Consider the following 13,793-nt stretch of genomic DNA (forward strand, 5'->3'; position numbering starts at 1 on the left):
CAAAATGTCCAGTGGTGTAATTAGAAATCAAACTTCAGCTGAAACGTAAGCTGTGAAAGTACATTTCCATCCACCTGCTCTAATCCTGTACCGATGCGGTCGGTGTCTGTTCGGAAAGTCTGCGCCCAGCGTGCCCAGAAGTCAATATTGCGCGTGAGTTTGTATTTGGCCAACAAGACATACCGATAGCCTGCACCGGAATAACGCACCAAGGTAGGCGCCCAGAGCACATTTTTCTCATATACATAAATGAAAGTAGCGCTGAGGGTGTTATCGGCACGGCGGCGGGTGTTGTCATCAAAAATAGCTACCCGGGCATCAAGCCTCAGCTTGCCAAAGCTCTTGGCTATGTCCTGAAAAATCATAAACCCCTCACTGTAAAACCCCTCTTGCTCCTGTCTGTTGAACTGCACCCTGCTCTTGAGCACTAGGTCTTGGGCAGTAGTCATATTGATAGAAAAAATCAGGTCTTGCCTCACAAATGGCGTGATAAGGCGCGTGATGGCGGTGTTGTTTCGTTGATTGATTTCCTTGGTTTCGTCTCTAAATTGCACAAAAAGTTCTGTACCACGCTGTGGGCGGTAGGTAACTCGCGCAAAATAACCTGAGCCTTGCGAAGGAGCGGCGGCATTGAAGCGCAAGAAAGGGAAGGTGAAGGTGTCATAGAAAAACGATAACTCCATCTTGGGCAATGGACGCACCTTGAGCCCGGTATAAATCCCACGTTCGTTGATATTGCGAGAGCCTTCGCCAAAAGCCGAGCCATAAAGGCTGTGGAAATTAGGGTCATAGCTGCGCACCAACATTGCCCAGTCGATTTTGGGCGAAAGGCTCGACAAAAACCCGCCTACAACCCCTACTCCTCCGCTTTGGGAACGGGCAGCTTCTCCGAAAAAGGTGAAATTTTGCCAATAATAGTTGAAATTCAGCCCTACATTCAAGTTTTGCTGGCCGTTGAACTCTAATCGATTATAATTGCGCTCCACCCGTTGAAGCGGTATCCCATAGCGTGTGGCTAGAAAAGTTGCGCCTACGCTGAGGTTTTCGCTGCGATTTTTGTAATTGAGATGCCCTCCAAAATTTTCTTCTAAGATGGTTTGGCGGGCTGCCCGCTCCGACGGGGTGCGGTGTAGCCCTGTAATTTGAAGGCTTTCGATAAAATTTTCGGAGCTAAACTCTGTTTCGAAGCTGACTCCATCGCTCAGGGAGTCTGCAATGGCAATCAGACGCTCTTGGACATTGGCATCGCGGCGCACTCTCGAATAGAAACCTGTCAGTTCCAAGCGTGGCATCAGCTCATAAGTTACGGCAGCCCCTCTGAAAAAGCCCGACTCTAGGGTGGAGGTATAGGGGCGAACCCCCCAGTCATTACGACGCACGGTGTTGATGGTCTCTGAGCCTTTGCCCAGAGCAAAACCGGCTGTAAGCAGCAGATTTTGGCCAATCCCTAGCTGGTAGTCCCCTATGAGAATCCGTTTGAAGCGCCCTTGGTTTTCGAGCATTGCGTGAAACGAAACAAAATCAAACCCATAATACCGCTGCGCCGGATTCCACTCTATCGTTTCGCCCGGGTCTTTCTCTAAGGTAAATCCAAAACTATAGTCGCCAGTTTGGCTCAATCGGTATCGCACAAAATACTGCTGCGGGCTTCCAAGGTAGCGTGCATTGGGCAAGCCACGGCTATTGGTATCGGCAGGGGTATAGCCCCGTTTGGTTTCCAGAAACTGGTTGTTGCGCAAGATAAGGTAGTGTGTAGGGTCTCCCTCCTGTATGCGTCTCCATAGTGAGCGAGCATCTTTGGTGATGACCGTTTCTGACACGATGATAAACGGCTTCAGCCGCCGGATGGTGGTCAGGTCGAAACCAGGGATGGCCTGCAACTCATAGATAGACAGGAGCTTGCCCATTTTGCTCCGGTATTTCAAAAACTCATTGATTTGGTAAGGACTCAGCACATACAGGTTTTCTAATTCGCTGCGTTGGGCTTGGTTGAGGTTGAGCGGATGCTGGTACAATTGGTACAACACATCGACAATATCATTGAGCAGTTCATCGCTGAAGCTCTCTCCATCAGGATTGGGGAGTAGGTCCAAAATAAGGGCATCTACATCGATATCGGGCTTTTTCTGTGCCTGTAAGGGCATCGATATCGCCCCCAAAAACAAAAAGAAGAGGCCGCACACGCACCTCACTAGTGCCTTGTATCTTGCTTGTGTATTGGTATTGTCCACAATAAAACGGATATATTTTTCTGAAAATCAAGCCTAGTTTGTATCTATCCAGTGGGTTTTTATTGCCCAAAGCGATAGCTAACGGCCACGTGCTGCATAAAGCCAAGCCTTTGGTTGATGACCATCGCATAGTCTACCTGAAAGCGTTTGGGTGTAAACCCTACCCCAAAGAAATTGGCTACAGGCTGTGTTTGCAGGCCGGTACGCAGTTGTACTTTGGGGATAATGAGGTATTCTAATCCGGCTTTGAAGCGCGCCTCTTGCTCTAGGTCTTTCATCGCTTCAATATTGATCATCAATGAGCTGAAAGGCCGATAAGAAAGGCCGGTCTTGAGCACTACAGGCAGCAGCTCGTCTTCAAAAAAAGTGCGAAATTTGCCCCTATTGAGGTTATAGATGTGCGCTCCAAAAAACAAGTTGGGGGTAATTTCTGCTACCCCGCCAAACTCGACGACCACTGCACCCGTGCCACCCAGCTCCTGTACGGCTACCTGTACATAATTGACTTTGAGGCCAAGGCTGACTATTCCGAGGCGGTGGCTAAATCCGAGTCCATATTTTTGCTCACTATACAGCTCGTCGCCAAAGCGCGCCAAGGTAAGCCCTGCTACGCCGATATTGTTCAGCGGAGTTACTATTCCGGCGCTAAACGTCTGAAATCCGGCTATCCCAAACCGGTTTTCATACCCGGCCACGACCATCATCTCTGTTACGCCTGCCAAGCCGCCTATGTTATTAAAAACGCTCCACTGATCTTGCAAAGTAACGGCTGCATCGCCCATACCCACGGCGCGTGCGCCCACAGGGTCATTGCCTTTTTGGGCATAAAGCCCGCCGGCGCTCAACAACCAAACCCCTACTAGCCAATGGTAGAAATACTGCTTCATAGATTATTATACTCAAGGTGTGTTATCTGCCTGATAATGAATATTTTAGGCTTAGTATGTGAGGCTTGAAGCTGGTTGTATAAAGTAGGTATAGCCGCTAAATTTTCGTAAAAAAACAAAGATTATCTCATAAAGTACCGATACCCTAGGTTAAAATTTTGTTAAGCCCCTTGCGGAAGCCTCCTTCCCCCCAATGATTTTTGCGACAAATTTCGAAATAATGCAAATATATTTTGATTTATTATAAAAAACGAAAAAAAAATTTTGCCAAACAAACAAATTTGCAATCTTTGTTTCCCGACTATTTCAAGCATTCTGTATCTTCAACCCGTTGTGTGTTTTCAAATACTCGAACTGTTGGCATACAACAACCCATTATCTTAATCTAAAAACAAATCTTCGATGAAAAAAACTACAATTTACGCAGCCAATGGCTTGTTGTCTGCAACGCTATGGCGCACAGTATTGGTATTTGGGCTGGCAAGCCTGTTGTTGAGCGCTCCGCTTCGCGCACAAGAAGAAGACAGCAAGGTAAGCCTGAATATCTCGCTCAACTCTGATATTTTCTTTGGATTTTACCCCTTTTTCTCAGGTGCTTACAAGGGCAGTAGCGTCGACTTTACCTTCTATGGTATCCTCTGGTCGGGGGGCGCTGCCGGAGGCAGTTGGGGCAACTGGACAGAGTTTGGCATTGGTATTGGCATTCCGGTAGGTGATGCGCTCTATATCAACCCACAGGTAGGCTTGCTCAACGGTAGCCTTACCTCCGGCCTAGGGACTCCTGTATTGGCCGAGGGCTTAGTGCCCAACCTAACCGTAGGGCTAGGCACTGACGCGCTCGAAGGGGAACTATATGGGGGATACTATATGGGGCTAGACCACGGTAACCCCACTACCAACAACTACCTACATTACTGGATCAATGGGGGTTACAAAATCTCGTCCTTCTTGTCTTTGGGCTTACATTTTGAGCAACTGCGCTTTACAGGGGGTAAGGATGAAGGCCCCGCACGAGAGGCTTTTGATTTCTATCAAGCCTTAGGGCCTTATATACAGTTTAGTGCGCCCAAGCTGGGGGCTTTCGCTCGGTTTAGCTCCGGCTTCGACCTCCGCTCAGATGCCGAAGTAGCCAAAAGCAGCTTTGAACAACCGTCGTTCTTCAAACTCAGTGTGGGCTTCGGATTCTAGCTTGAGGCCACGCCACCAGGCATTTTTGGAAAAGTAGCTCAAAGACAAGCTGAGGCCTCATTTTGAGGATAAAATGAGACTTAGCCCACAGTTTTAACTAGAACTTGAAAAATATCCGGTGGTGTAAATCTATTGTTAGCCAAGCCAGATAACACAACACACCCTGAAGGCCTCAAGAGGTGCTCAGGGTGTGTGTCTATAGTTCATTCCAAAAATTGGTGTCTTCGCTAGACCCCGCTAAACTGTCTCAAGAAGCGTGCATCGTTTTCGGTGAAGAGGCGCAAGTCTTTGATTCGGTACTTGAGCATCGCAATGCGTTCGATGCCCATTCCGAAGGCAAAACCGGTATACCGTACCGGGTCGATGCCACAGGCTTCGAGCACGTTGGGGTCTACCATTCCGCAACCCAAAATTTCGAGCCACCCTGTGTACTTACAGACATTACAACCTTTGCCTTGGCAAAGGTGGCAGGAGATATCTACCTCGGCGCTAGGCTCTGTAAAAGGAAAATACGAAGGGCGGAAACGAACAGCAGTCTCTTGGCCAAACATCTCCCGCACGAAGTGGTAGAGCGTCTGCTTTAGGTCGGCAAAACTTACATTTTCGGCCACATATAAGCCTTCTACTTGGTGGAAGAGGCAGTGCGCACGCGCTGAAATGGCCTCATTGCGGTATACGCGCCCCGGCATAATGCTGCGAATGGGCGGCTGTTGCTCCTTCATCATCCGAATTTGGACGTTGGAGGTATGTGTCCGCAGGAGTACATCATTGGTACCATTGCGCTCCACAAAAAAGGTGTCCTGCATTTCGCGGGCAGGGTGGTTGGGGGGGAAATTGAGGGCCGTAAAGTTGTGCCAGTCGTCTTCTATCTCGGGGCCATCGGCTACATTGAAACCAATGCGCTCAAAAATTTCAATAATGCGGTTTTTGGTCAACGTGATGGGATGCTGTGCACCCAAGCTATGCGGCAGTACTGGCAGGCTCAAGTCTAGCGGGGCAGTAGCCCCCGAGGCAGTCTGCGCCGCTTCGAGTGCTTCTTGCGCTTGTTTGAATTTGGCAACAGCCTGCTCCTTCAGCTCATTGACTACCTGCCCAAACTGTTTGCGGTCTTCGGCGGGAAGGTCTTTCATCGCTCCAAAGAGGTCTGTAATCACCCCTTTTTTGCTGAGGTATTGTAATCGGAACTGCTCTAGCTGTTCGGGGGTTTCGAGGCTGTATTGCGCGATGGCTTCGGCAGTGGTGCGGGCTTTTTCCAAACTCATAAAAAACAAGAAATATCAAAGCGTGAATAATACGGTCAGGTCGTGTGCTGACAAAGTTATGGAATGTTGGGCGAATGCCCAAACAAACCCTCAAAGGCTTTGTACACGTATAGAGCAACAAACTAATATCACACCACATGAAATACTGGTACTTCTTTCTGCTCTTGGTTTGTTTGAGGGGCTTCCCCTTGGTTGGCCAAAACAACACCTCTTCAGATATTGGCTTGGAAGCTTTTCTGGAGGAGGCGATTTTTGAAGGACTTCAGGTGGAGGCTTTTCCGGCAGCTATTGTCGCGGAGATGCTGCAAAACCCTGAGCTGTTTTTTGTACCCGAATGCCCTATTTGTGAGCCAGTACAAGCCGGTATGCGCCGCTACTTGGCCGAGGGTCTGGCTGCCGAAGGCGCAGAAGCGCAAGAGGCATACCAACGCTGGAAACGGCAGAATGGCGCAGTACAATGCAAAGAATTGGAGCACCTAGTGCGGACTTGTGTGGCTTTGCGCTTTCGAAGTGGCGATTGGGACGAAACTACCCAGCGCCGCCTTATGAGCGAAATGTCTGTAGGGAAGAAAAAGGGAATGACCAAAAAACACCTCTCCAATATTCCGGCGCGTAGCTGCCCCTCTTGCGAGGGGGCTACAGCGTGGTGAGGGTGTTATAAATTCACATCGCTCAGCAGGCCTTTGATTTGGGTTACGAGGTTTCGTGTCGAAAAGGGTTTGGTCAGGTACAGGTCTGCCCCCATCTCGTAGCCCTTAGCAATGTCCGATTCTTTGGTCTTAGCCGTCAGAAACACCACCTTGGTATGTTGCAAGCCTTCTGTGTTTTTGATATATTGACACACCTCGTAGCCGTCTACTTGGGGCATCATAATATCTAGGATGGCAATATCAGGTTGTTCGTTTTTGAGAATTTCTAAGGCCTCGGAGCCGTCTCGAGCAATAAAGACGGTAAAGCCGTTTTTTTTCATCAAAAACTCTAAAGATAGCAAGATATTGGGTTCGTCATCAACAATCAGTACTTTGTCCATAAGCTTTCGTTTAAGAGGGCAGACGATGTGCTGCACAATGGTTCTGTGGTAAAATTAGTACAAAGCCCGCGAAAAAAATCGAGAAACACCCGATATTGGTGTTTCATTCAACGGAATCAGCAGGCTTTGGTTCTTTTTTTTGGGGAGAAAATGGCAATCTGAACGACAAGACCGTCCGTCCGGGCTGGCTGACCTGTACCCAAATTTTCCCTTTATGATGTGTGATGATGTTGCGACAGATGGCCAAGCCTAGCCCGCTGCCCTGTGGCTTGCGGATGGTCTGGTTTTCGACCTGAAAAAATTTATCAAAAATCAGTTCTTTAGATCCTTCAGGAATCCCCTTGCCATTGTCTTCGATGTCTATCTGTACGTGTCTGTTGATTAGGTCATAGGTAGCATATATGATGACCCTGCCACGCACTGCCGGGCAGAACTTGAGCGCATTGGATAGCAAATTGAGAATCACCTGTTGCATCCGGTCGGCATCGGCCTCTATTCGGGGGAGGTTAGGGTCGAGATGCATCAAGAGCTGTACACCTTTTTCTTGAAATACCTGCCGCATAGACGCTGCCGATTCGCGTATGAGGTCATTGAGCTGTATGGTCTGAAAGTGTAACAACTGCTTGCCCGACTCAAACCGCTCTAGGTCTAATACACTCAAAATCAGGCGCTCCATTCGTTCTGTTTCTTTGATGATGGTGTGTAAAAACTGCTTTTTCTCGTCTTCCTCAAGGTCAGGATTGTCATGCAGGATTTCTGAAAAAGCCCGAATAGAAGTAATGGGCGTTTTGAGTTCGTGGGTTACGGTCGAAATAAACTCATTCTTGAGCCGATCATTGCGCTGCAACTCTTGCGAGGCCACCTCTAGGGCTTTAGATTTGCGACTCAGCTCTCGGTTGAGGTACACGAGCTGCTGCGACTCTTTGAGGATATCGACAATCTCGGCTCGGCCAATATCCGCCTCATCTACGACAGAGTTAATCATAATACGGGCAGAAGCCGCACCGATAGTGCCCGCCAATATTTTCTCTGCATAACTAATGAGCCTCGTATCGACAGGGGCTGATTCTAAATCTATATTGTGTTGTTGGGCAAAACTTTCCAACAGCTGATTGGCGCGTTCATCTCCCAAAAAGTTGCTCAAAAGCGAGCGTAAATCAGGCATATATGCTTTGGCTTTCCAGATAACGGATTGCTCATAGGAGGTCGAATATTTGTAAATATTGACAAAAAGCTCGGCCTCGTGGCGTTCTTTGCGCCCTTGGCGGCTCAATACTGAGCCTACATAATATCCCAATACATTGCCCGATAAGCTCCAAAACAAGGCCGAAGAGATGGACGATAGCCCTGCCAAACCCGTAAAGCTCTCCGGGCGCAGCCACGAGAACAGCACCAAGGCCTCGGGGCTGACCAAGGTGGGCAATACCAGCACCCAGGCCCAAATGCCTATCCCGATAAGCAAACCCAAGGACGCGCCTACTCGTGTGCCCTGTTTCCAATAAATACCCCCAATAACGGCAGGGGCAAACTGCGATACGGCCACAAAAGAAATCAAGCCGATAGACACTAGGGAGAAGTCTTTGCCTACCAACTCAAAATACAGATAGGCCAACAACAACACCACCAACACACTAAGCCGCCGCGTATAAATCAGCACCGTACGCCAGCGGCGGCTGTCTTGTTTGGGCAATACCACCTTGCTGACCAAGATGGGCATAATGAGGTTGTTGCTCAGCATCGTGCTCAGCGAAATTGTCGATACGATAATCATACTTGTAGCCGCCGAAAAACCACCTACATAGGCAAAAAGCGCCAAAGCAGGATAGCCCGCCGCTTGCGGAATAGACAGCACGTAGGTGTCGGCATCGACAGGGCTTCCGGCACCAAAAAACAAACGCCCCCCAAAAGCAATCGGCAACACAAACAGGTTAATCACCAGCAAATACAGCGGAAACAACCACACCGCCCGCTTCAGATGGCGCTCTTGGGTGTTTTCTACTACGGCGACCTGAAACTGCCTCGGCAAAAACCATACGGCCATCGCAGCGGCCAAATTCAAGAAAAACCACTCTAGGTGCTCTTCTGTACGAAAGGTAAAGTTTTGAGCCAACTCCGGAATCTCTGCGGCTTGTTTGAACAAGGGCTGCCAGCCTCCAAAAAGCCCGTAAGTTACAAAAATACCAACCAATACAAAGGCCACCAGCTTGATGATAGACTCAAACACAATGGCCGTTACCATCCCCTCGTGGCGCTCATCGTTGCTGATATTGGTGGTGCCAAAAAGAATGATAAACAAGGCCAAACCCAAGGTAAGGTAAAAAGCGGTGTCTTCTAACAGCGCGACCTGCTGCCCGGCGGCAGCGGCCTCCACAACGCCCTCTGTCAAAATCAAAAAACTATTCGATATGGCTTTGATTTGCAGGGCGATATAAGGCGTAATGCCAAAAGCACAAATCAAGGTTACCAGCGCCCCGATGCTGACACTCTTGCCATAGCGCGCCGACACAAAATCGGCCAAAGTATTGATATGCCGCACCTTAGAGATGCGTACAATCTTGTGCATCACCATCCACCAAAGCGGCATGGCCAAGGTCGGGCCTATGTACGTCGTCAGAAAAGTCAAGCCTCCTTCGGCGGCCCTGCCCACGCTGCCATAGTACGTCCAGGCCGTACAATACACCGCCAGCGAAAGCGCATACATATACGAGCGGTTGAGCAGGCTGCGCCCTTGACGCGCACGCCATTCACCCCAGTATGCTACCGCAAAAAGCAACAGCAAATATCCAAAAGACAACAACGCAATCAACCAAGTAGCCATACCAATCAAGGGTTTTTGGGGGGAGATTTGCGCTCTACCAATACTATCCACAATAGTACTATCCCGCCCCAAGCCAAGGCCACATACCAGTACATCGCAGGCAAGCCCTGCCAAAAACCTTCCACATTGAAGATTTGCAAGACCGGATAATGCAGCAACAACAAAGCATATACCGTACAGAAAACAAGTAAATGTGGACGTGGCATTTTTTGGTGATGGTAAGGTCTCACAAACATCCTGAAGCAGGCTATCTTAGCGCTACAAGGCCAATCTAGCACTAAATCTGCTGACAATCAATAACACACTGATTTTTTCTTGATGCTGCATACGCTGGTGTAGTTTCGTTCTTCGTAAAAAGACCTGCCGGGGTTTTCAAAACCCGACAGGTGTCACCAAGGGCAGACTCCCCTCGGAAGGCTTAATGCAGCGGGGCTAGTTGACCCCGCAGGGGGCTGATGTTTATAGCCAAACGATAGACAAGGTATTCGTCCTCAATACCTTGATGTGCTGTAAAACATATCATCCCTTCGAGATGTAAGCCGTAGCACTTCTGTTGTTTTGATTTACAAATTACATAGGCTTATGCCTCATAACTAGGCTGCTCTTCGAGGTATTCGATCCAGAAATCATTTGCTTCTTCTTCGAGGTGGATATCAATAACTTGATTTTGGAGCATTTCCAAGATGGCCAAGAAGTTGAAAATAACAGCCAATTTGGGGTTGTCGGGGTAATCACGGATAATCTGACTGAAGTTAAGGCGCTTCTGTTGGCGCAGCTTGGTAGAGAGATATTCTTTTTGCCCCGATACGGTATAGGGATAGGGCACTACGGTATGGGGCACGTGGTCGATGCGCTCTTCAAAGCGGTTCAACACCCGCTCGTAGACCTTCATCAGTCGGTAGAGGTCTAGGTTGTTGAGCTCAAACTCTACCTCGTTTTGTGACGAGACCACCGCCAGCTCGTCCATGAGGTTGCCACGGCTCTCTTTCTGATTGCGCTCTTCTTCCAGTTGTTCAAACAGTGGCAGTACTGACTTGTATTTTTTGTATTCGAGCAGGTACTGCACTAGCTCCTGCCTTGGGTCTTCTTCGGGTGTTGCGCCTTCTTCGCGGGGGAGCAGCATCTTGGCCTTGATGCGCATCAGGCTAGCTGCGACTACAATAAACTCCCCGGCCACATCCATATTGAGGCGCTCCAACTGTTGGGTATAGCCCACAAAATCGCGGGTGATTTTGGCTATCGGAATGTCATAAATATCCAACTCATCGCGTTCAATAAAGAAGAGCAACAAATCAAAAGGCCCCTCGAAGAGCGGTAGTTTTATCTCAAAATCCAACTTTTTTCGAAAATATCGGTTATATTGCAAACAATTATACGCGAATATAGCTTATTTCCACTGTATTACCCGCATCTTGCGCAGTTTGTCATTTTGTTGTAGCCAATTTTTTTGGGGTCGTACATTAGGACAAACCAAGGTTTTTGTAGGTAATTTTTGATTTTATACAACAAAAAGTAAGTATGCGTGTTAGAAAAGCCATAGTTTATTTATCTTTCGCCCCAACCGCGCTCTTGCAATCCCTTTAAAACATTCAAAAAGTAAGCAGATGTTGATCAAACCTCAAGACCTATTAGCCCAAATCCAAACCCCTGAAGATTTGCGCCGCCTCCCTGCCGACAAAATGCGCCAAGTAAGCGATGAGTTGCGCCAATACATTATCGATGTGGTTTCGGTTTATGGAGGGCATTTTGGTGCCAGCCTTGGTGTGGTAGAGCTGAGCGTAGCGCTGCACTATGTCTTCAATACCCCCGACGACCAGCTTGTATGGGATGTGGGGCATCAGGCTTATGGACATAAAATCTTGACTGGCCGCCGCGACCAATTCCATACCAACCGCGTGTATGGCGGCATTTCGGGCTTCCCCAAGCGCAAAGAAAGCTCATATGACGCTTTTGGCGTGGGGCACTCCTCTACTTCTATTTCTGCGGCTTTGGGGATGGCTTTGGCTTCCAAAGAAAAAGGAGATTTACACCGCCAACACGTGGCCATCATCGGCGATGGAGCACTGACAGGCGGCTTGGCTTTTGAGGGACTCAACCACGGCGGGGTGTCCGATACCAACCTGCTCGTAATCTTGAACGACAATTGTATGTCTATTGACCCAAATGTGGGCGCACTGAAAGACTACCTGACCGACATCACTACCTCGTATACCTACAACAAGTTCAGAGATGAGGTTTGGAAGGTGCTGGGTAAATTCAATCATATTGGCCGCTTCCAAAAAATCGCCTCTCGTGTAGAAAGCACTATCAAGGGTCTTGTCCTGAAGCACAGCAATTTCTTTGAGGCGCTCAACTTCCGCTACTTTGGCCCTATCGACGGCCACGATGTGGATCATCTCGTGAGTGTACTCAATGACCTAAAAGATATTCCGGGGCCCAAACTCCTGCACTGCGTAACTGTGAAAGGCAAGGGCTTTGCCCCTGCCGAGAAAGACCAGACCAAGTGGCACGCCCCGGGTTTGTTTGATAAGGTTACGGGCGAGATTTTCAAGAAAGTAGACGATAAGCCCAAGCCGCCCAAATACCAAGATGTGTTTGGCCACACGGTATTGGAGCTTGCCGAGCAAAATCCAAAAATTATGGCCGTAACGCCTGCGATGCCCTCGGGTTCTTCGCTCAACATTATGATGAAGGCGATGCCCGAGCGTGCCATTGACGTTGGTATTGCCGAGCAACACGCCGTTACGGTTTCTGCCGGGATGGCCACCCAAGGGATGACTGTGTTCTGTAATATCTACTCTACATTTATGCAGCGTGGCTACGATCAGGTCGTCCATGATGTCTGTATTCAGGAGTTGCCCGTGATTTTCTGTCTTGACCGTGCCGGCTTTGCCGGTGCTGACGGGCCCACACACCACGGCTCATATGACATCGCCTACATGCGCGCCATTCCGAATATGATTGTAGCTTCGCCAATGAATGAACAAGAGCTGCGCAATATGATGTACACTGCCTCGCTCGATAGCTTCAAAAACCTCAAATCGGCCATCACCATCCGCTACCCCCGTGGCGAAGGAGTAATGCCCGAATGGCGCACCCCGTTCGAAACTATTGAGATTGGCAAGGGGCGTTGTATTCGTGAAGGCGAAGAAGTGGCCATTCTTTCTATAGGCCATATCGGCAACCTAGCGCTCGAAGCTGCCCAACAGCTAGAGAACGAGGGCATCAGCGCGGCTCATTATGATATGCGTTTTGCCAAACCTTTGGATGAAGCGCTACTCCATCAGATTTTCCAGAAATTCAATAAAATCATCACCGTTGAAGACGGCTGCCTGCCCGCAGGCTTCGGCTCGGCAGTGGTCGAATTTATGGCTGACCACGGCTACAGCGCCCAAATCAAGCGCCTAGGAATGGAAGACCGTGTTTTTGAACACGGTACACAAATGGAACTATACCGCGAAGCCGGTTATGATGTGGACGGTATAGCCAAGGCTGCCCTAGCGATGGTACGTGTAATGGTCAAGTAACTATCCGTACGCCTTGGATATAGTTTGGCCGTAGCTTAGCTACCAATCTCTCGGTGTAGACACGGAAGTCATCTCGGATTTTTTCGGGATGGCTTCTTTGTTATAATGCCCAGTGGTTTGTAAATCGGTGGGCGCGTATTCGATAGTGGGGTATGGCGTCGCCTATCTGTACCCGATATTGGTAATTTGGTAGAAAATATTTGCAAATGTCTGCAAAGCACTTAGTTTTGCATACCAAGAAGGAGGACTGATACTGTAATATGACACCCTGATTTTTAGGTTTATTTTTATTCCAATATTTAACTACCAACCCTTATGAAACAAGCTCGATACTCCTACCATCATCTTTTGATGGGTGTTTTTCTGTTTTTAACTTGTGTTGCTTGTGATGACATCAGCACAGCCAAAATGAAACAGGTTACGGCACCGGGCAAGTTTTCGATTTCTATTCCCCAATACCTCGAAGAAACTGACAACCTCAATCCACACGCCTCTATACAATATCAACACAAGAAGAAGAATATCTACCTAATTGTGATTGACAATGACAAAAGCGAAATCGAATCAGACTACAGCGTAGAGGGACATTATGATTTGATGCTGCAAAATCTACACGAAAACATAAAGGATATCGACATTACCAAAAAAGATACGCTCATCTTGGGCAATAGCAAGGCGTTAAGCAGTACTATTTTGGGGCAGTTTCAAAATACAGGTATTTTTTACAAAATAGCAGCTATCGAAACCCCAAAGGGCTGGTACCAGCTCTTTATCTGGACACACAAAAACAATCTAAGCCGCTATGAAAAACAATTTGAAGATATCATCGCTTCTTTCAAAGAATTATAAC

The 13,793-nt window shown here is 48.3% G+C and carries 11 protein-coding genes; 4 read left to right on the forward strand and 7 right to left on the reverse strand.

Annotation, left to right across the window (positions count from 1 at the left end):
- Nucleotides 1-20: 20 nt before the first annotated feature.
- Entirely contained in the window at nt 21-2,144 is a 2,124-nt protein-coding gene (locus G499_RS0115280; protein ID WP_154658487.1) for a ComEA family DNA-binding protein, read from the reverse strand.
- A 146-nt stretch (nt 2,145-2,290) separates the two neighbouring features.
- Nucleotides 2,291-3,118, reverse strand: coding sequence for a PorV/PorQ family protein (locus G499_RS0115285; RefSeq protein ID WP_027000657.1), 828 nt, complete (start codon nt 3,116-3,118; stop codon nt 2,291-2,293).
- Between the two features lie 402 nt (nt 3,119-3,520).
- Between G499_RS0115285 and G499_RS0115290 the strand changes: the two genes are divergently transcribed.
- Complete coding sequence (locus G499_RS0115290) at nt 3,521-4,306, forward strand: DUF6733 family protein (protein WP_035727734.1); 786 nt, start codon at nt 3,521-3,523, stop codon at nt 4,304-4,306.
- A gap of 227 nt (nt 4,307-4,533) precedes the next feature.
- Here the strand turns inward: G499_RS0115290 and pheS are convergent, their stop codons facing one another.
- A complete protein-coding gene (gene pheS / locus G499_RS0115295; RefSeq protein WP_027000659.1) occupies nt 4,534-5,568 on the reverse strand; it encodes a phenylalanine--tRNA ligase subunit alpha in 1,035 nt (344 codons plus the stop codon).
- 137 nt (nt 5,569-5,705) lie between these two features.
- Between pheS and G499_RS0115300 the strand changes: the two genes are divergently transcribed.
- Nucleotides 5,706-6,218 (forward strand): hypothetical protein, encoded by a 513-nt coding sequence (locus G499_RS0115300; protein WP_027000660.1) that lies wholly within the window; start codon nt 5,706-5,708, stop codon nt 6,216-6,218.
- Nucleotides 6,219-6,223: 5 nt separating this feature from the next.
- Here G499_RS0115300 and G499_RS0115305 read toward each other — a convergent pair whose 3' ends face one another.
- From G499_RS0115305 to G499_RS0115320, 4 genes are all read right to left on the reverse strand, one after another.
- On the reverse strand, nt 6,224-6,598 hold the full coding sequence (locus G499_RS0115305; RefSeq protein WP_027000661.1) for a response regulator transcription factor: 375 nt from the start codon (nt 6,596-6,598) through the stop codon (nt 6,224-6,226).
- Between the two features lie 103 nt (nt 6,599-6,701).
- A complete protein-coding gene (locus G499_RS0115310; RefSeq protein WP_027000662.1) occupies nt 6,702-9,416 on the reverse strand; it encodes a sensor histidine kinase in 2,715 nt (904 codons plus the stop codon).
- Nucleotides 9,417-9,421: 5 nt separating this feature from the next.
- Entirely contained in the window at nt 9,422-9,622 is a 201-nt protein-coding gene (locus tag G499_RS0115315) for a hypothetical protein (RefSeq protein WP_027000663.1), read from the reverse strand.
- Between the two features lie 374 nt (nt 9,623-9,996).
- Nucleotides 9,997-10,752, reverse strand: a complete 756-nt coding sequence (locus G499_RS0115320; protein ID WP_027000664.1) for a segregation and condensation protein A — start codon at nt 10,750-10,752, stop codon at nt 9,997-9,999.
- Between the two features lie 268 nt (nt 10,753-11,020).
- Here G499_RS0115320 and dxs point away from each other — a divergent pair, with 268 nt between their 5' ends.
- Complete coding sequence (dxs, locus tag G499_RS0115325) at nt 11,021-12,943, forward strand: 1-deoxy-D-xylulose-5-phosphate synthase (RefSeq protein ID WP_027000665.1); 1,923 nt, start codon at nt 11,021-11,023, stop codon at nt 12,941-12,943.
- A 315-nt stretch (nt 12,944-13,258) separates the two neighbouring features.
- Nucleotides 13,259-13,792, forward strand: a complete 534-nt coding sequence (locus G499_RS0115330; protein WP_154658488.1) for a Rossmann-fold NAD(P)-binding domain-containing protein — start codon at nt 13,259-13,261, stop codon at nt 13,790-13,792.
- Nucleotide 13,793: the final 1 nt, after the last annotated feature.

The organism is Eisenibacter elegans DSM 3317, assembly GCF_000430505.1.
Classification (GTDB): domain Bacteria; phylum Bacteroidota; class Bacteroidia; order Cytophagales; family Microscillaceae; genus Eisenibacter; species Eisenibacter elegans.

Bases quoted from the DNA above. Each gene is read 5' to 3' on its own strand.
- G499_RS0115315 (WP_027000663.1), bottom strand. From the start codon at position 9,622: ATGCCACGTCCACATTTACTTGTTTTCTGTACGGTATATGCTTTGTTG.
- G499_RS0115310 (WP_027000662.1), bottom strand. From the start codon at position 9,416: ATGGCTACTTGGTTGATTGCGTTGTTGTCTTTTGGATATTTGCTGTTG.
- G499_RS0115305 (WP_027000661.1), bottom strand. From the start codon at position 6,598: ATGGACAAAGTACTGATTGTTGATGACGAACCCAATATCTTGCTATCT.
- pheS (WP_027000659.1), bottom strand. From the start codon at position 5,568: ATGAGTTTGGAAAAAGCCCGCACCACTGCCGAAGCCATCGCGCAATAC.
- G499_RS0115280 (WP_154658487.1), bottom strand. From the start codon at position 2,144: ATGCCCTTACAGGCACAGAAAAAGCCCGATATCGATGTAGATGCCCTT.
- dxs (WP_027000665.1), top strand. From the start codon at position 11,021: ATGTTGATCAAACCTCAAGACCTATTAGCCCAAATCCAAACCCCTGAA.
- G499_RS0115330 (WP_154658488.1), top strand. From the start codon at position 13,259: ATGAAACAAGCTCGATACTCCTACCATCATCTTTTGATGGGTGTTTTT.
- G499_RS0115290 (WP_035727734.1), top strand. From the start codon at position 3,521: ATGAAAAAAACTACAATTTACGCAGCCAATGGCTTGTTGTCTGCAACG.
- G499_RS0115285 (WP_027000657.1), bottom strand. From the start codon at position 3,118: ATGAAGCAGTATTTCTACCATTGGCTAGTAGGGGTTTGGTTGTTGAGC.
- G499_RS0115300 (WP_027000660.1), top strand. From the start codon at position 5,706: ATGAAATACTGGTACTTCTTTCTGCTCTTGGTTTGTTTGAGGGGCTTC.